We start from the raw sequence: 17067 nt of genomic DNA, 5'->3' as shown, positions 1-17067 counted from the left end.
TCATGGTGAATACGCCTGACAGGGCGCCTGATCTGCCGGGAGCGGGGTTGTTGCTCTCGGCCCGCGGCCTGACCAAGACTTACGGCAGGCAGCGGGTGGTCGATGGCATCGATCTCGACATCCCTGAAAGGGCGTTCACCACCTTCCTTGGCCCTTCCGGCTGCGGCAAGACGACAATCCTGCGGATGATTGCAGGTTTCGAGAAGCCGGATGCAGGTTCCATCGTGCTGGATGGCAGGTCGCTTTCCGGCGTGCCGCCGGAGCGGCGCCCGGTCAACACGGTCTTCCAGAGTTACGCCTTGTTTCCGCATCTCACGGTATTCGGAAACGTCGCCTTCTCGCTGACGCTGCGTCGAAGCAATATCGATGTGGCAGCCCGCGTGAAACGCGCTCTTGACGCCGTCCACATGGCAGAATTTGCGGACCGGTATCCGCACCAGCTTTCGGGTGGCCAGCAGCAGCGGGTCGCGGTGGCGCGGGCCATCATTGCCGAACCTCACCTGCTTCTCCTCGACGAACCCCTGTCGGCGCTTGACAAGAAGATGCGCGGACATCTCCAGATCGAGCTGAAAGACCTGCAGCGGCGTCTCGGCATCGCCTTTGTCTATGTCACCCACGATCAGGAGGAGGCGTTTGCGCTCTCCGATATCGTCGTCGTGATGAACAAGGGCCGCATCGTTCAGAAGGCACCACCGTTGACGATCTACACCCGCCCAGCCAACGCATTCGTTGCTGACTTCATCGGCGCGGCGACACTTGTTCCCGGCGAGATCGTCGGGAACGGTTCAGTTCCCGGATCGGCGGCGATCAGCACGGCGATCGGTGTTTTCGAATGTCCGGCAATCGATGGCCTGTCGCAGGGCGACACGGCAATTCTGGCGATCAGGCCGGAGCACGTCCTTGTCGGCGCAGACGGGTTGAGCGCGACCATCCAGCACGTGGTCTTCAAGGGTGACCGATACCTCGTCGAAGCCATCGTGAACGGGGTTGTGGTGCGATACGTAGCCGATCACCCGATGATGCCGGGAGCCGATGTCGCCCTGGTCATCGATCGGGAGCGCGCCTTCATCACGAGGATCGACTGATGGATCCGGTATTTCATCGGGCGCAGCTTGCCGTGCCGGTCGCCTGTCTCTTGATCGTTGGATGCATCTTGCCGCTCGCCTTGCTGGCGGTGTTCAGCGTCTTCGAGGTGGATCTCGATGCTTTCACGCTCGTTCCGGCCTTTTCCGGGAAAAGCTGGGCGCAGATGTTTAGCAACCCGGTCTTTGCGTTTCTGATCGGCAAGGCTGTTGTCTCAGGCGCAGGCACCGCCGTGCTGGCCGCCATTGTCGGCTACCCGATCGCTATTTCGATGACGCGCCTCCCGGTTCTCTGGAAAGGGATCGGTAGCATCGTTCTTCTGACGCCGCTTTATACCGGTGAAATTGTCCGCATTTATGCCTGGCGGGTTGTTCTTGGCTCGGAAGGCCTGATCAATGCAGCCCTGCAATGGTTCGGCATTATCCGTGAACCGTTGAAGTTCCTGTTGTTTACACCGTTCACCACGCATCTTGTGCTGCTCTACAACAACCTGCCCTTCATGGTGCTGGCAATCTGGATTTCGGCTGAACTGATCGACCATCGCCTGATAGAAGCGGCACGGGATCTGGGCGCCCGCCCTCTGGATGCGTTCTTCAAGGTTATCCTTCCCCTGACGACGCCCGGCCTCGCAGTCGGCGTGTTCACAGTCTTTGCACTTGCCGCAGGCGACATGATGACGCCAAGCCTTCTCGGGGGAACGTCTGGCGCTACTCCGATGGCCATGATCGACAATTTGTTCGGAACCGCCTTCGACTGGCCGCTGGCATCGGCGCTATCCCTCAGCCTTCTCATCGTTCTTTTCTTGCTTGCCAGCGGTTTCTTAACAATCCTTCTGCGGGTTAGTGGCGCCAAGGCAGTGTTTCGATGGGGTGCAAGATGAACCGTATGGTCATTCTCACGCTCGCGCTCGCCGGATGCTTCTTCTATCTTCCGATCGTCGTTCTAGGAATATTCTCTTTCAACGCCGCAAGCACCATGGCGTTCCCCCTGAGCGGCTTCACCCTCTCCTGGTACGGCAGTCTTTTGGGGAATGACGCCTTTCGGGGCGGCTTTGCCACCAGCTTCTTGATCGCTCAGCCTGTGGGCTTGCTGGGTGCTCTCATTGGCCTCATGGCCGCACTGGCCCTGACATCGCCACGCATGAAGTTTCGGGCAGCATTTGCTATCCTGGTTCTCGTGCCCTTTCTGGTGCCGAAGACGGTCCTTTCGATCGCGCAGGCCATGCTCATGAGCTGGGTGGGGCTGGGTCGCGGTGCGACTGCGCTGATCCTGGCTGAGACTCTGGTCGTCGTTCCCTTCACCACCACCATACTTGCCGCTGTGATGGTTCGTCTCGACCCGCGTCTTGAGGAAGCAGCGCGAGATCTTGGCGCAACGCCGTGGCAAAGTTTCCGGCGTGTCCTGCTGCCGCAGCTGAGTGTCGCGCTGAGTGCGGCCTATTCCATCGGCGTCATCCTCTCTCTGGCCGATCTTACCATCTCCATGTTCCTTGCCGGACGAACGCAGCCCCTGTCGCTGATCGTCGCATCGGAGTTCCGGCGCGAACTCAAGCCCGACCTCAATGCCATGCAAGTTGCGGTACTCGTGCTGACGGCTCTGATCGTGGCGCTGACCGAACTCAATCGCCGCCGCCGCTTGCGTGGCCGTATGGCTCATTTGCGAGACCAGCTATGATGATTTCTCCCGTCGATATCCCAGGGACGGCCCTTGACGACTTGAAGCAGGCCGCGCTTGCCGATCTTGCCGCGCTTGGCTATCCGAGCGCGCCGTGGCTCAGCGATCTACCAAGGCCCGACGCCGCAGAGATTGCCGATGTGATCGTTGTCGGTGGTGGCCAGTCCGGCGTCACGATAGCGGCCGCCCTGAAATGGGACGGGCTCAGGCGTATCCGCGTGCTGGATAGCAGTGCACCGGGCGCAGAGGGTCCGTGGCTGACGTTTGCGCGCATGGAAGAGTTGCGCACGCCGAAAACTCAGGTCGGCAACGAGTTCAACGTCGTCAACCTGTCCGTACGCCGCTGGTTCGAAACACGCTACGGGCAGAAAGCTTGGGCGGAACTGCCGCGCATTCCGCGCACGGACTGGAAGGCCTATCTCGACTGGTATGCCGACGTGTTCGAAATCGCCATCACCAATCATTGCACGGTTCTGGATGTTGCGCCGAACGGCGACCTCATCGCGGTAACCACCAGCATTAGCGGCAGGGTTGAAAAATGCCTGGCGAGAACCGTCGTGCTGGCCACCGGATACGATGGCGCCGGTGCATGGCGGGTGCCGGCAATGGTCTCTGGCTCGCTTGCGCCAGACAGGTTCGATCACACCAACGGTCCGGTCGATTTCGGAGCGTTGAAGGGCCGGCGCGTCGGCGTGCTTGGGCATGGGGCCTCTGCATTCGATAATGCGATCAAGGCACTGGAAGCAGGTGCTGCCTCCGTCGATCTCTGCTTCCGGCGTGCGCGACTGCCGCGCACCAATCCCCACCGCGCGGTTGAGACGCCCGGCATGATGACCCATTACCCCGATCTCTCCGAAACCACGCGCTGGGATATCGCCAGGTTCTTCCGCAGTGCCGATCAGCCACCGCCGGTACGCAGTTTCGAGACGGCGATGAGCCTTGACAATTTCCGGCTGCGTCCCGCCACGCCGTGGCTGGACGTCTCCCAGCGGGCAGATGCAATCCATGTGACGACGCCCGACGGTATCCTGGAGTTCGATCACCTGCTTCTTGCCACAGGCATGGATGTCGATCTCGCCGCAAGGCCTGAACTTAAAACCCTTCACGACCGGGTTGCTCTCTGGGGCGATCGATATACCCCGCAAGACGGAAGCGCCGATGCCCGACTTGCGCGTTTCCCCTACCTCGATGGCTTCTACGGATTTATACCCAAGGATCCCGACGAGACGTGGGTCAGCCGGGTGTTCGCGTTCAACAGCAGCAGCTTTGTCAGTCACGGCCCTCACTCCACCTCCATCAGTGGGCACAAGCATGCGGTGCCAAGGCTGGTGCGCGGCGTTCTGCGCCGGCTGCTTCTCGATCGCGAAAAGGAGATATTGCCGGAGCTGGTCTCCTACGTCTCGGCGGACCTCCCTGTACCGGATGACTTCGAAACAGTGGTAGCCGAGGCCAATCGGCAAGCGGCTAGCTTGCTTGAAACCGGCAGATCCGATTTGCGGAGTGGCACGTGACCCAATCCTTTTACTGGGCTGATCATTCGACCGCCGACTTTGCAGCCCGCGATTTGAGCGAGACTGTCGCTATCCTGCCGATCGCAGCTGTCGAGCAACATGGGCCGCACCTTCCCGTGCAGGTGGATGCTGCCATAAACGCTGCCATCCTCGACCGCATGGTGCAGTTGCTCGACGCGAACGCCGACGTCCTGATCCTGCCGTCAATCGGCATCGGCAAGTCCGACGAGCATTTGGCATATCCGGGTACGCTTACCCTATCGGCACAGACCCTTCGCCTCGTCTGGCTCGATATGGCCAGAAGCGTAAAACGCGCCGGTGTGCGCAAAATCATCCTGTTCAATTCGCATGGCGGCCAGATTTCCCTCATGGAAATGACCTGCCGGGATATCCGTGTAGAGCTCGATATGCTTGCGGTCGCTTGCTCCTGGTTCAGGATCGCAGAGGTCGATGACCTGTTTTCGGCCGCGGAAATCACGCACGGCATTCACGGCGGCGATATCGAGACCAGTATGATGCTAGCCATCGCGCCAGAGCTGGTGGCCATGGACAAGGCAGAGGATTTCGTACCCTTGACCGTGGAAATCGAAAAGTCCGGCAGCCCGTTGACTGCTGAAGGCGCGGTCGGCTTTGGCTGGCAGGCGCAGGACCTTCACCCGGCAGGTGTCAGCGGGAATGCCGCCAATGCCGACGCCACCAAGGGCGCTCTCGTGCTTGACCGGGCGGCCGCGGGGTTGGTGCGCCTGATTGCGGCAACGGGCGATTTTGACATGGAGAGGCTTACCTCCGAAACCCGCTTTTCGGCCGGGAGATAACCATGCTGGCACTTCGCGACATCGAAAATCTTCGGATGCCTATGGCGGACGGTCTTTACCTGGCGGCCGACGTTTATCGTCCTGTGGGCCCCGAACGCTATCCTGTTCTGGTCATGCGCCTTCCCTATGGGCGTAAAGTTGCCTCGACTGTCGTCCTTGCCCATCCCGCATGGTATGCGGCGCAAGGCTACATCGTGCTGGTGCAGGATGTTCGTGGCCGGGGTGATTCCGAGGGTGTATTCAGGGTACTCGAAGACGATGTTGCCGACGGCGCGCAGACGCTGTCGCTGGCGGCCGATCTCGACGGTTGCAACGGCATGGTGGCGAGCTACGGCTTCAGCTACCACGGCATGAACCAGTTCCTAGCCCTTGCCGGCGCCAAGAAGACCGGCGGAAAATTGCCCGATGCCATGGCCATCGCCATGGCGGCTTTCGATGTCCGCAATCACTGGGCATTCGAAGGCGATGGGTTTCGGCTTCAGTCCAACCAGATGTGGGCGTGCCAGATGGCCGTCGAAAACGCCAGGCGGGCCGGCGATCTTGCCACCGCTCACATGTTACATGCCGCAAAGCCGTCCCTGCATTCCGGTGTTCTCTCGGGAAAGCCTGAGGCTTTGCAGCAGGCAGCACGCTACACGCATTACCAGGACTGGCTGACCGACGATCCCTCCTATTGGGGTTCAAGGTCGCCAAAATCGCTTCTTGAAGGTATGACGCTGGATGTGCCTGTGCTGCATGTCGGTGGATGGAACGACATTATGCTCGAAGGCACATTCGCAGCCTTCGAGGAGTTTTCCGTTGGCGGCAGTCTGCAGCGACTGTGTGTTGGACCCTGGTCGCACATTCCCTGGGGCCGACGGGTCGGCGCCCTCGATGCCGGGGCGGAGGCTGCAGACGGCATAGACCGCCAGATCGTCGGCTTCTTCGACGAAGTGCTCAAAGGCCGCGAGAATATCGAACCGAAGATCAAGCTTTATGACGTCTTCGACAAGGCCTGGGCCGGCTTCGAGCGGCTTCCGGACGCGCAGACACTTGTGCTTCATCTCGCATCTGACGGTCGTGCAGCGGCAACGAGCACGGATGGATCGCTTGTTGAAACGCCAGGGCCTTCGAGAATTGACCACCTCGTGCACGATCCATGGCGGCCAGCACCGAGCGTGGGCCTTCATCTCGGAACGCCTGCCGATTTTGCCGACAGGTCGGACGTCGACGATAGGGCCGATGTGCTCGTCTATACCTCGAAACCTTTCGCCCTCCCGGTTCTGCTGAGTGGAGTGGCGGAAGTCGATCTTTTCGTCACTGCCGACAGGCCGAGTTTCGACCTCGATTGCACGTTGAGCACAGTGGCCCCGGATGGAGCCGTAATTTGCTTGACGTCGACACATAAGACAATAATGGCGAATAAAGACGGACTGGCCGTTATGCTGAGGTTACGGCCCACGCATCTGACGATCCCGGCGGGCTATTGCCTGCGCCTGTCGATCCAGTCAGCCTCTTTCCCCGCCTTCCCCGTCAATCCGGGCACCGGCGCACGCCCCCAGGACGCGAGCGTCACGGATCGGCTTGTCACGACCCTCATGCTCCGCTCCGGCGACGGCTATCCCTCCGTCTTGCGCTTACCGATGCTGTCGCAGGCCACTGCCGGCGGTACAGCATCGTAAAAGAGAAGTTTGATCAATGACTGCAACAGAAAACCTATCCGAAGGACTGGAGGCTGTCATGGGCGACATGCCGGCATGGGGCTCGGAGTTCTCACGCACCTTCGCCAATCATGCTCCCATGGTACTCGTCGCACTGGACCGGATAGGCGGCACGCCGTCTCAGCTTCGGCGCTTCTTCAACCACTACAGAGATACAAAGCAACTGCTGCCATTCGCGTTGCCTCTGAAGCCACTCAACCGCGACAGCTGGAAGACTGCGATCGGGATACGCGAACGGGAACCGGATCTGCGAATTTTCTTTACCGGCGAACTGGCGCGCCTGGGCATTCATGAGGCTTTGCAGCTCTATCTACCGGATCTTGCCGACGGCATCGCAGCCAGCGCCTTTCACGCATTGATGCGAACGGCTTACGGCGTGCTTCGGGACGACAACACCGATATCGCAATTGCGCTTGCCTACTGGGCGGCAACCTATCTGCCACTTCCGGCGGCCAGGGGAGCGCACCCAATCACGACCGATCCAGCCGAAGTTCTCGTTCTGACAGCAAGTCTCACGCCATTACACGGGATGCAGCTTCACGACCTGCTGTGGCAAAATATGCGCGATGCCAGCAGCGTTCCCGAGTTTGCACCCGTGGTGGACTGGCTTGATATCGGGCCTGGCACACTGCAAAAAATGGCGGCCACGGCGCTTTCCGTCTTTGCGGCAACCCAGCATTTTGCGGCACTTCACATCATCACCGGGTTGCACTGGATCCGTCTCCTCGAGCCTCATTGCGACGAGGCCGCGTTCCACCGGATGTTGCGGGTGTTCTGGCAAGGGATCGCCGCGCTCATGGGTGAGCTTGGTTTTCCGGAAATTCCGGAGGCGAGCCAGCTTGATCGCTGGCGTCATATCGAAGTGCCGGATTGGCCCGAACTGCATGCGATCGCCGCGCGCAGTTACGACGAACACGATATCAGTCTTGCTTTTTCGGCCAGCGAAGAAATGAAGGTCTACGGGGATCCGCTCTATCGCGTTGTTGTCGCCCGTCGACTCGGGCTTATCGGAGACTATACCAAATGAGCCCGGACGCATCCATCACAGGCGATTGCATCATTGAGGCCGGGACAGTGTTGTCGGGGCTTATGCCGGATGGCAGCATGTCGATGCGCCATGACGTCGGCATCCGGGTGGATCGCGGGATGATCGCGCAGATCGGGGCGATGGAAGCCGTCACATACGGCAACGACCATCTGCCCCGTTTCGGATCTGCCGAGATGATTGCCATGCCGGGGCTCGTCAATAGCCATCATCATTTCGGCGTCACGCCGCTGATGCAGGGCGTGCCCTTCGCGCCGCTGGAATTATGGCTGCCGCAGTTTCGGGCGATGCGCCAGGTCGATACGCGGCTGGATACGCTCTATTCCGCCATCGAGATGCTGGAGAGTGGCACCACGACGGTGCAGCATATCAACAGCGGAATGGCCGGCGCGCCGGACGCCTGGATGGCTGCTGCGAATGCGACGCTCAACGCCTATGGCGAGATCGGCATGCGGGCCGGCTTTTCCTTCATGATCCGTGACCGCAATATTCTGACTTACGATGACGACGCCAAGGTGCTGGCCGCCCTTCCGGATACCGTTCGCAGCTGGATCGCGCCGAGACTTGCGGCATCGAACATACCGGTCCCGGAGCTTCTCGGCTTCTACCGCGAGCTGCGGCAAGCCTGGCTTGCGGACCGCCCGGATCATGTGCGCATCAATCTTGCCCCGGCCAACCTGCACTGGTGCTCGGACGCATGCCTGCAGGCGATCTTCGAGACGGCGCGGCAAGCCGACGCCCAGGTTCACATGCATCTTCTCGAAACCGAACGGCAGTCGCATTTCGCGCACGACAAATTCGGCCACAGCGCCGTCCAGCATCTGAAAGCGCTCGAATGCCTCGGGCCAAATGTGACGCTCGGGCACGGCAACTGGATGAGCCGCGAGGATATGGACATCGTAGCAGAATGCGGCTGCAGCCTGTGCCATAACGCCTCCTCGGGCCTCAGGCTCGGGAGTGGCATCGCCCCAGTCAACGAAATGCGCCGTCGCGGCATTCCGGTGGCGCTTGGCATCGACCAGTCCAACATTGCCGACGACCGCGACATGACGCTCGAAATGAAGCTGGTCTGGGCGCTGCATCGCGAAACCGGGTTTTGGAACGAACGGCCGGATGCCGGCGCGGTGCTGCAGATGGCCACCGAACATGGCGCGAAAACTGTCGGTTTCGGTGGCTTTACCGGCAGGCTCGAACCCGGGCTACAGGCCGATATCGTCCTGATGGACAGGCGAAAGATCGGCCGGCCGCATGTGAGCGCGCGCACTCCGGTCGTCGAAAGCGTCCTGCACCGGGGTGGACGCCACGCGATCAGCCAGGTCTTCGTCGGCGGTCGTCTGGTGGTCGACGAGGGAAAGGTCACAACCATCGATCGCGACGCGGTTCTCGCCGAGATCGGCGAGCGGCTGCAGCGTCCGGAAACGCCAAGCGAGAGCCAAGCCTGGGAGGCGATAAACGCCCTCATGCCGCATCTCGAGGCGCACCACCGTCAGTTCACACCGACGCCAGGATATCGCCCCTATCGATACAATGCGATGGCGGACGGGATGGATTAGGGCAGATAGGGGTTGCACGGCACTTTCAGGCGACGCCGTCCGGGAAAAGAGAAAATAACAATAGCGTAAATTCAAAATGCTTCGCGTGTCCCCTCGGCTGCAAAACGTCAGCCGAGGTTCATCTCACCCATCCAGGCGCAACGCCTGGTCAGGCGGCGCGGCTGGCGGGTTTGGTGAAGCTGGGGTTCTTTTCCAGGCTGAAGCGGCCGATGAGTTCGGTCAAGGCGTGGGTTTCGTCCGAGAGCTGGCGTGTCGCGGCGCTGGTTTCCTCGACCATGGCGGCATTCTGCTGGGTCATGCGGTCGATTTCGTTGACCGACGAGGTGACTGACCGCAGGGACTGCGCCTGCTCCTGGGCGGAAGAGGCGATCCGCTCGACGTGACCGAAGATATCGACGATTTCTCCCGAGATTCCGATAAGGGCGCCGCCGGTTTCCTCGACATATTGCGATCCGATGGCGACTTCGTTGACCGAGGTATTGATAAGCTGGGCGATCTCCTTGGCGGCCTTTGCCGAGCGTTGCGCGAGTTCACGGACTTCCTGGGCGACGACGGCAAATCCCTTGCCGGCCTCGCCTGCCCTTGCAGCCTCGACGCTGGCATTGAGCGCCAGCAGGTTCGTCTGGAACGCGATGCCGTCGATGACGGTGACGATGTTCGAGATCCTGTCGGAGGATTCCTTGATCCTTGCCATAGCCGAGACGGCGTTCTGCACGACCCTGGCCGAGTTTTCCGCGCGCTGCTTGGTGTTCTGCACCAGTTTTAGCGCAAGGCCGGAGCGATCCGAAGAGGTATCCACAGTGGCGGCGATCTGTTCGACGGCGGCAGCGGCCTCCTCCAGCGATGCGGCCTGCTTTTCGGTGCGCATTGCCAGATCGTTGACGGCTTCCCCCATTTGCCGGCCATTGTCATAGATCATCTCGGCTGTGCCGCGGATGTCGACCAGCGTCGCCCTGAGGCCTTCGATGGACTGGTTGAAATCGTCGCGCAGCCCATCGAGATGGGGTGCAAACGGCACGTCGATCGCAAAATCGAGTTCGCCCTTGGAGAGCCTTTTCAACGCCAGTCCAAGAGCCTCGATCGCTCCGTCGACCTGGACGCGTGCCTCACGGCGCTCGCGGTCATTTCTGACGCGCTCGGCCTCGGAGAGCTCTCTCGCGCTCTGGGCCTCCTTTTCCATGACCAAGCGGGATGTGGCGTTGTCCTTGAAGACCATCAGCGCGCGCGCCATGTCGCCGATCTCGTCAGGACGACCCTCGCCGGCAATGGCGGTGTCGAGCTTGCCTTCGGCGAGCTTGCGCATCGCTATGGTGATCTGGGCGATCGGTCCCTTCAGCGTCATCACGAGGGCTGCGCCAGCCAACATCGCGACGAGGACGCCTATGGTCATGGCGCCGATGGAGATCGTGTTCGCCTGCTGGCGTTCGACACCGGCATTTGCCTTCTGGCTTTCCGCAAACTGCGTAAGCAGGTTCCAGGTGCTGTCGATCAACTTGGCGGCGGCGGAAAATTGCGCCTGCTTTTCCAGGGAGTTGGCAGCGATGTCGGCAGCCTTGGAGGCAAGCGTGTCGAGCACCGGCTTGACCTTGGCCGGAAGCACCGAGAGGACCGGGTCGTCGCTCATCAGCGCAGCAAGGGCTGCAACCTCGTTGGCGTACATATAGAGCGACTGCTGGACCTTCTTGACGCTCTCTTCGTCGGGCTTGGAAACGAGCTCGGCGAAGACGACGCGGATTTCATTGTTGATGTTGACGATGCCGCGCAGCTTGTTGCCGACGGCTTCTGCCATGGAGATTTCCTTGTCGGAGGTGGCGAGATCGAGCACCGAACGGCGCATCAATGCGTCACCGGTCGCCTTCAGTTTCGCGGTCGGCGCCTGGAGGGCGAGGAGTGCCTGGTCGGCAAGCGCGACTGCGGCGTCCGGGCTTGTCGCCTTGCTCTGTTGATCGAGAACAGCGACAGATGCCTGGATGTCGCTTGCAACACTCTTCTGGTCATCCGGCAGCGCGTCGGCAAGCAGCGAGACCGCGGTGACCAGGTCCGGCACGAGCTTCTTCAGCGCCGCAATCTTGGCATCGGGAAGCGCTGCCTCGGCATAGGCCTTTTCGAGGTCGGCAATCATCGAGGCTGCCGTTCCCAATGTCACCGAAGTCTTCAAGCCGGCCTTGTTGGTGTTGTCCTTTTTCTTCGCCGCCGCCATCAGCATGAAGGAGCGCTTGCCGATCTGTCCCTGCAGATCGAGCAGCGCTGCCGAGTTCGCAACGATGTCATCCCAGATCTTCTGCTGGTTGAGCTGGAGCTGCCAGATTGCCTCGATCTTGTCGGGAATTGCTGCGGATTCCGAAAGAGACTGGTCCAGCAGGGAGACATCCGTTCCGGCGCGCAAACCTTCGGTGGTCTGCTTCAGGAGGCCGAGCTGGTCGCGGGCCTGGGCCGCAGCACCGTCGTGCGTTTCCTGCGAAGGCTGCATCAGGAATGTGCTCATGCTGGCGAACACATGCTTGAAGCCGCTGAGCGACTGCAGGACGCTGTTCGAGACCTCCATCCTGCCTTCGAGCAACCGAGAGGCATAATAGCCCGTCAGGCCGACCGCGCCGATACACAGAATGAACGGTGTCACGAGCACCAGAACTTTTGTCTGGATCCGCACCCGCGACATCATTTTGTCCATCATATTTTTCATTTTCCCGACCGTCCCCGTCTCATTGTCGCTCAAGGTGCCACGAGTTTATAAAATTGCCGTTAAGCATACTGGAAACCTGCGGCCTTATTCCCGTTTTACTTGCGCCGTGCTCGGTCGGATTCGTTCGACGTTGCGAGCACGATCTTCAGCCGGAAGCTCTATAGTCGTACGTCATTTTAAAAGTTGTCACCGGCAATCTTTTTGGCGGGCCGGGACGGTTGTGCGAATTTCCGGTCAGCGGTTGCACTTCGTTGATTAACAACGCATAATTCCACCTCTGCACATTCTGGCAGACAGGAACGTCGCATATCGATGAAAAAGCTGACGCACCGGACGATGGAGGATTTTGCGAAATCCAGCGGGATATCGCGTCCGACCCTGTCCAAGTTCTTCGACGATCCGACCAGCGTAAAGCCAGCCACCCGTGCTCTGATCGAGGCGGCGTTGCGGTCTTCGGACTACCAGCCCAATCTCTATGCGCGCAATCTCAACCGCAAGCGCACCCGCAACATCGGCATTCTCGTGCCTGCTCTCGGCGACCCCTTCTATGCTGAAATGGTCAACCGGCTGGAACTCCGCCTGCGCACCAGCGGCTACTGGCCGATCGTGATTTCATCGCATGGTTTGCCGGAACTGGAGGCCGAGGCCGTCAAAACGATGCTGTCGCTGAAGGTGGCCGGGGCGTTGGTGGCACCCCTCGGCTTCAAGTCCGATCCGCGCGTCTTCGAGAAACTCGGCCAGAACCTGGCGATGGTCTATTTCGACACCTTCATCGAAGGCAGCACGCCATTTGTCGGCAACAACAACAGCCAGAGCGTCGCGACGATCGTCGACTATCTCTGCCGGTCCGGCGACGCGCCGGCCTATCTCGACATTCCGCATATCAATCACAATTCGCCGGAAAGGCTGGCAAGTTATGTCGCCACCGTCGAGGCGGCCGGGTTCGAGCCGCGGGTGATCAAGACGAGCGCGGACTATACCTGGGATTTCGAGCGGATCGGCTATGAACAGATGGACGATATGCTGCGCAGGAAGTCCCTGCCAAGCAAGACGATCCTCTGTGCTAACGATCGCCTGGCCTTCGGTGTGATGGCGGCAGCCTTTGCCAACAACCAGAAGGTCGGACGCCGAAAGGGCGCTCATCTCAGGATCGCCGCCCATGACGACCATCCCCTCAGCCGATATGCATCGCCGCCGCTGACGACAATGGCGCAGGATTTCGCGGCAATGACGGCCAACAGCGTCGACACATTGCTCGCCCTTCTCGGCGAAGGAGAGACGACGACAGGCGCTATCGTCCATGCCATGCGCTCGGACGGCACCCTTGTGATGCGCCAGTCCGCCTGATCCACCGTCCACTTACTATGGAGTTGATGTCTCGAAGCTGTTCCACGCAATCACCGCCTCATCGATGGCCGCGCGTGCTTCCGGGATGTACTTGCCCATGGAAGCGAAGCCGTGGATCTGCGTCGGCCAATGGCGCAGGACCACGGGAACGGCGTCTTCCTTGAGGCGATCGGCATAGGCGACACCTTCGTCAGCGAGGATGTCGTGGCCGGCGATGGCTATAAATGCCGGGGCGGCACCTGAGAGGCTCTCTGCCTTAAGCGGCGAGACGCGCCAATCGTCGATATCGTCCGGCGTGCGAATATAATGATCGCGAAACCAGTGCATGGTCGAGGCCGACAAGCCGAAGCCCTTTGCATAGCGCCGGTAGCTGTCTGCGGTCTGGGCAGCGTCGGTATTCGGATAGAGCAGCAGTTGCGCTGTCAATGGCGGCTGATCGGATACCCGGGACATCAGTGCCACCACCGCAGCGAGGTTGCCGCCTGCGCTGTCTCCGGCCACGGCGATTTTTTCTCGGTCGATGCCGAGCGTATTAGCCTCTCCGGTCATAAATGCCAGCGCCGCGAGGCAATCTTCAAGCCCGGCGGGGAATTTGTGTTCAGGCGCCAGGCGATAGTTGGGGCAGACGACCGTGCAGGCCGCGCTGTCGGCAAACCACCTGCAGATGTCATCATGGGACTCGAGGTTGCCGATCACCCATCCGCCGCCGTGAAGATACAGCAGCCCGCGCCCGCCGCTCTCCGGTGCACCGAGGCCGCGATAGATCCGGATGTCGATAGGGCCATTCGGTCCCGTGATCGTGCGGTTTTCAATAGAGGCGACAGGCTGCAGATCGCCTTTTAATGCGGGCGCTCCCGCGTTGTAATCTTTACGGGCCTGTTCCGGCGTGCCGTCCTCGAAAGGCCTCGATCTTGCGGCCCTGCCGAGATCGAGCACCCGCTGGGCTCCGGCATCGATTCTGCCAGTCATCCTCCCCTCTCCTGTCATGCGAGCAAGCTGCGCGCTTCATCCTCGCCGAGCAATGGTGGCTGCTGGAAAGTCCCGTCGATTGTGATCGATTGCTGGCTCTCTCCGGATGCAAGGATGGCTTCCATGATGTCGAGAACATGCAACGCAAGATCGCCGGAGGCGCGCGGCGCCCTGCCTTCCTCGAGCGCCCGGACGAGGTCGGCGACGCCAAGCATCCGGTAATTTGCCCTGTCCGGTGCGGCATATGGCCAGTTTCTGGCGCCATAGAGTTCGCCGTCGCTATCGAAGTCCCGCCACTCGGCGCCGTGCTCGGACAGGGACACAGTGCCGCCGAATGTGTCGGGATCCGGCAGACGCAGCGAACCTTCCGTGCCGTGCAACTCGATCGGATGATTGGAGTGGCGGAAGACATCCCAGGAGGCGCCGAAATTCACCGTCGCGCCGGATTTGAATTCCAGAAGCGAGAGGACATTGGTCGGCGTGCCAACGGTGAAGGTGGTGTTCTGGAACGGGCCTTCAGCGGTGATCAGTCGCTCCTCCTGCCCCTTGGTGGCCATCGCCATGACGCGGACCACAGGGCCCAGCAGGTTGACCATCATCGTCAGGTAATAGGGTCCCATGTCGAAAACGGGGCCGCCGCCCGGCTGGTAGTAGAATTGCGGATTGGGATGCCAGTGCTCCATGCCGCGGCCCATCATGAAGGCGGTGCCGCTGACGGGACGGCCTATGGCTCCTTCCTCCATCAGGCGCCGCGCCCGCCGGCCGGCCGCACCGAGAAAAGTGTCGGGTGCAGATCCGAGCAGAAGTCCACGCTGCCGTGCCTCTGCCACCAGAGTGCGTCCGTCCGCCGCCGATGTGGCCAGCGGCTTTTCGGTGAAGACGTGTTTGCCGGCCGAAAGCGCTGACATCGTCACATCGAAATGCACTGCCGGGATCGTGAGATTGAGGACAAGATCGATTTCCGGGTCGGCCAGCAGCTGGTCGACGGTGAGCGCGCGGATATTGTATTGGCCGGCCCGCAAGGCTGCCATATCGGGCGAGATATCGGCGCAGGCTCTCAACTCGACACCGGCAAACAGGGCTGCGTTGCGCAAATAGGTCATCGAAATATTGCCGCAACCAATTACGCCGAGGCCGATTTTTGCGTTGTTCTTTCTGGTCATAAAGCCCACTCCTCCCATTGCTTTCGCTGGTTGCCGCACCTCGATACGGCCTCCTCACCAGCGACTGATTGCCGGATTAAACCATTTTATTTCTTGACGCGCGACAAATTTTTATAAATCATGCGGAAATGCTGGCGCGGAGTTTTGGAGGTTGCCAGTCTTCCTGGGAGGGAAAACATGTCTGATGTTAAGGACGAGCCTTCGCGCTCGAATTCGACTTTAAATTCGCACATGATTGATCGCCGCCGGCTTCTTATCGGGGCGGCCGGGGCTGCGGTCGGTGCCGCTGCCCTTGGCGTCACCTCGAGCCTGGGCGTGCGCTCGGCCCGAGCCGCCGACCGGACAGAGATCAGCTTTGCCAGCGCCAGCTTCTTCGGCAAGGAAGGCCTCGGCGATCTCGTCAAGGCGTTCAACGAGTCGCAGGACCGCATCATGGTGAAGTTCATCGAACTGCCACCACCGAGTTCGTCGACCGAAGTCTATCAAGGGCTGATCCAGCAACTGGCCCGCCGCAACGGGACGCCCGACGTCTTCACGCAGGACGTCGTCTGGATTGCAGGTTTTGCCGCCGCAGGCTGGGCGCTGCCCCTCGACGAGTATTTCCCCAAGGAAAAGCGCACCGACTATTTCCCCGGCACGGTGGCTGCCTGCACTTATAATGAGAAGCTGACGGCGCTGCCTTGGTTCGTCGATTCCGGCATGTTCTATTATCGCAAGGACCTCGTCGAAAAGCACGGCGGCAAGGTCCCTGAAACCTGGGACGAGATGGCAACGATGGCGGCGGCCGCCCAGAAGGCCGGCGATGCCAAGTTCGGCTACCTCTGGCAGGGCAAGCAGGCCGAAGTGCTGATCTGCGATGCAGTCGAGATCATCACCTCGAACGGGGGCTCCATACTGGCGCCGGACGGGAAATCCTCCGTGGTCGGAGACAAGGCCGCGGTCGAGGCCATCCAGTTCCTCCACGACACGATCAACAAGACCAAGATCAGCCCGCAAAACGTTCTTTCCTGGGACGAAGAGCCTTCGCGCCAGCCATTCACGTCCGGCGAAGCGATGTTCATGCGCAACTGGTCCTACGTCTATCCGATTGCCCAGGATCCTAAGGCCTCGCAGGTTGTCGACAAGGTGGCGGTTGCGCCCTTGCCGCATTTTGCCGGCGGCAAGAGCGCGGCCTGCCTCGGCGGCTACCAGCTGGGTGTCAACGCCAACTCCAAGAAGCGCGAAGCCGCGATCGAGTTCTTGACCTGGATGTCGTCGCCGGCAACCCAGACCCGGCTGGCACTGAATTTCGGTCTGGCGCCTTCGCGTCCGGCGATCTTCGAGGATGCCAAGCTCAAGGCCGAGCAGCCCTTCATGGCGAGCCTGCAAAGCGTCTTCACCGGCGCCACACCACGGCCGATCACGCCACAATATGCCAAGGTCACGCTGGCGCTGCAGTCGAGTATCTCCAAAGCCCTGGTCAGCGGCGACGTGAAGACCGAGCTCGCAGCTGCCGCTGCGCAAATCAACAAGATCGTCGCCTGA

The 17067-nt window shown here is 60.8% G+C and carries 13 protein-coding genes; 10 read left to right on the top strand and 3 right to left on the bottom strand.

The features are described from left to right. Positions 1-2 precede the first annotated feature (2 nt). The 8 genes from EQW76_RS25435 to EQW76_RS25400 are packed head-to-tail and all read left to right on the top strand — an operon-like array spanning position 3 to position 9381. Complete coding sequence (locus EQW76_RS25435) at positions 3-1085, top strand: ABC transporter ATP-binding protein (protein ID WP_143123355.1); 1083 nt, start codon at positions 3-5, stop codon at positions 1083-1085. Then, entirely contained in the window at positions 1085-1963 is an 879-nt protein-coding gene (locus EQW76_RS25430; RefSeq protein WP_143123354.1) for an ABC transporter permease, read from the top strand. Before EQW76_RS25435 ends, EQW76_RS25430 begins: the two co-directional genes overlap by 1 nt. After that, positions 1960-2757: an ABC transporter permease subunit gene (locus EQW76_RS25425; protein WP_143123353.1), complete on the top strand. Its 798-nt coding sequence runs from the start codon at positions 1960-1962 to the stop codon at positions 2755-2757. Before EQW76_RS25430 ends, EQW76_RS25425 begins: the two co-directional genes overlap by 4 nt. After that, the gene (locus tag EQW76_RS25420) at positions 2754-4268 is read left to right on the top strand and encodes an NAD(P)/FAD-dependent oxidoreductase (protein WP_143123352.1); all 1515 of its coding nucleotides are present in this window, start codon (positions 2754-2756) and stop codon (positions 4266-4268) included. Before EQW76_RS25425 ends, EQW76_RS25420 begins: the two co-directional genes overlap by 4 nt. Next, positions 4265-5083, top strand: coding sequence for a creatininase family protein (locus EQW76_RS25415; protein ID WP_143123351.1), 819 nt, complete (start codon positions 4265-4267; stop codon positions 5081-5083). The genes EQW76_RS25420 and EQW76_RS25415 overlap by 4 nt, the downstream gene beginning before the upstream one ends. 2 nt (positions 5084-5085) lie before the next feature. After that, entirely contained in the window at positions 5086-6744 is a 1659-nt protein-coding gene (locus tag EQW76_RS25410; RefSeq protein WP_143123350.1) for a CocE/NonD family hydrolase, read from the top strand. 16 nt (positions 6745-6760) lie between these two features. Then, entirely contained in the window at positions 6761-7810 is a 1050-nt protein-coding gene (locus tag EQW76_RS25405) for a questin oxidase family protein (RefSeq protein ID WP_142832217.1), read from the top strand. Continuing rightward, a complete protein-coding gene (locus tag EQW76_RS25400; RefSeq protein ID WP_142832218.1) occupies positions 7807-9381 on the top strand; it encodes an amidohydrolase family protein in 1575 nt (524 codons plus the stop codon). Before EQW76_RS25405 ends, EQW76_RS25400 begins: the two co-directional genes overlap by 4 nt. Before the next feature lie 148 nt (positions 9382-9529). Here EQW76_RS25400 and EQW76_RS25395 read toward each other — a convergent pair whose 3' ends face one another. Then, a complete protein-coding gene (locus tag EQW76_RS25395; RefSeq protein ID WP_143123349.1) occupies positions 9530-12055 on the bottom strand; it encodes a HAMP domain-containing methyl-accepting chemotaxis protein in 2526 nt (841 codons plus the stop codon). A 321-nt stretch (positions 12056-12376) separates the two neighbouring features. Between EQW76_RS25395 and EQW76_RS25390 the strand changes: the two genes are divergently transcribed. Further along, positions 12377-13411, top strand: a complete 1035-nt coding sequence (locus EQW76_RS25390) for a LacI family DNA-binding transcriptional regulator (protein WP_142832220.1) — start codon at positions 12377-12379, stop codon at positions 13409-13411. A 15-nt stretch (positions 13412-13426) separates the two neighbouring features. Here EQW76_RS25390 and EQW76_RS25385 read toward each other — a convergent pair whose 3' ends face one another. Beyond that, a complete protein-coding gene (locus tag EQW76_RS25385) occupies positions 13427-14380 on the bottom strand; it encodes an alpha/beta hydrolase (RefSeq protein ID WP_142832221.1) in 954 nt (317 codons plus the stop codon). Between the two features lie 14 nt (positions 14381-14394). Beyond that, positions 14395-15543, bottom strand: coding sequence for a Gfo/Idh/MocA family oxidoreductase (locus EQW76_RS25380; protein ID WP_142832222.1), 1149 nt, complete (start codon positions 15541-15543; stop codon positions 14395-14397). A gap of 177 nt (positions 15544-15720) precedes the next feature. On the opposite strand from EQW76_RS25380, the gene EQW76_RS25375 reads away from it, so the two are divergent. Further along, the gene (locus tag EQW76_RS25375) at positions 15721-17067 is read left to right on the top strand and encodes an ABC transporter substrate-binding protein (RefSeq protein ID WP_142832223.1); all 1347 of its coding nucleotides are present in this window, start codon (positions 15721-15723) and stop codon (positions 17065-17067) included.

The organism is Rhizobium sp. rho-13.1, from assembly GCF_007000305.1.
In the GTDB taxonomy this organism is placed as follows: Bacteria; Pseudomonadota; Alphaproteobacteria; order Rhizobiales; family Rhizobiaceae; genus Rhizobium; species Rhizobium rhododendri.
The sequence above is the reverse complement of the archived record's forward strand: the minus strand, read 5'-3'. Positions and strand labels throughout refer to the sequence as shown.

Excerpts from the sequence above, each read along its gene's own strand:
- EQW76_RS25435 (WP_143123355.1), top strand. The coding sequence starts at position 3 with ATGGTGAATACGCCTGACAGGGCGCCTGATCTGCCGGGAGCGGGGTTG.
- EQW76_RS25430 (WP_143123354.1), top strand. The coding sequence starts at position 1,085 with ATGGATCCGGTATTTCATCGGGCGCAGCTTGCCGTGCCGGTCGCCTGT.
- EQW76_RS25425 (WP_143123353.1), top strand. The coding sequence starts at position 1,960 with ATGAACCGTATGGTCATTCTCACGCTCGCGCTCGCCGGATGCTTCTTC.
- EQW76_RS25420 (WP_143123352.1), top strand. The coding sequence starts at position 2,754 with ATGATGATTTCTCCCGTCGATATCCCAGGGACGGCCCTTGACGACTTG.
- EQW76_RS25410 (WP_143123350.1), top strand. The coding sequence starts at position 5,086 with ATGCTGGCACTTCGCGACATCGAAAATCTTCGGATGCCTATGGCGGAC.
- EQW76_RS25405 (WP_142832217.1), top strand. The coding sequence starts at position 6,761 with ATGACTGCAACAGAAAACCTATCCGAAGGACTGGAGGCTGTCATGGGC.
- EQW76_RS25400 (WP_142832218.1), top strand. The coding sequence starts at position 7,807 with ATGAGCCCGGACGCATCCATCACAGGCGATTGCATCATTGAGGCCGGG.
- EQW76_RS25395 (WP_143123349.1), bottom strand. The coding sequence starts at position 12,055 with ATGATGGACAAAATGATGTCGCGGGTGCGGATCCAGACAAAAGTTCTG.
- EQW76_RS25390 (WP_142832220.1), top strand. The coding sequence starts at position 12,377 with ATGAAAAAGCTGACGCACCGGACGATGGAGGATTTTGCGAAATCCAGC.
- EQW76_RS25385 (WP_142832221.1), bottom strand. The coding sequence starts at position 14,380 with ATGACTGGCAGAATCGATGCCGGAGCCCAGCGGGTGCTCGATCTCGGC.
- EQW76_RS25380 (WP_142832222.1), bottom strand. The coding sequence starts at position 15,543 with ATGACCAGAAAGAACAACGCAAAAATCGGCCTCGGCGTAATTGGTTGC.
- EQW76_RS25375 (WP_142832223.1), top strand. The coding sequence starts at position 15,721 with ATGTCTGATGTTAAGGACGAGCCTTCGCGCTCGAATTCGACTTTAAAT.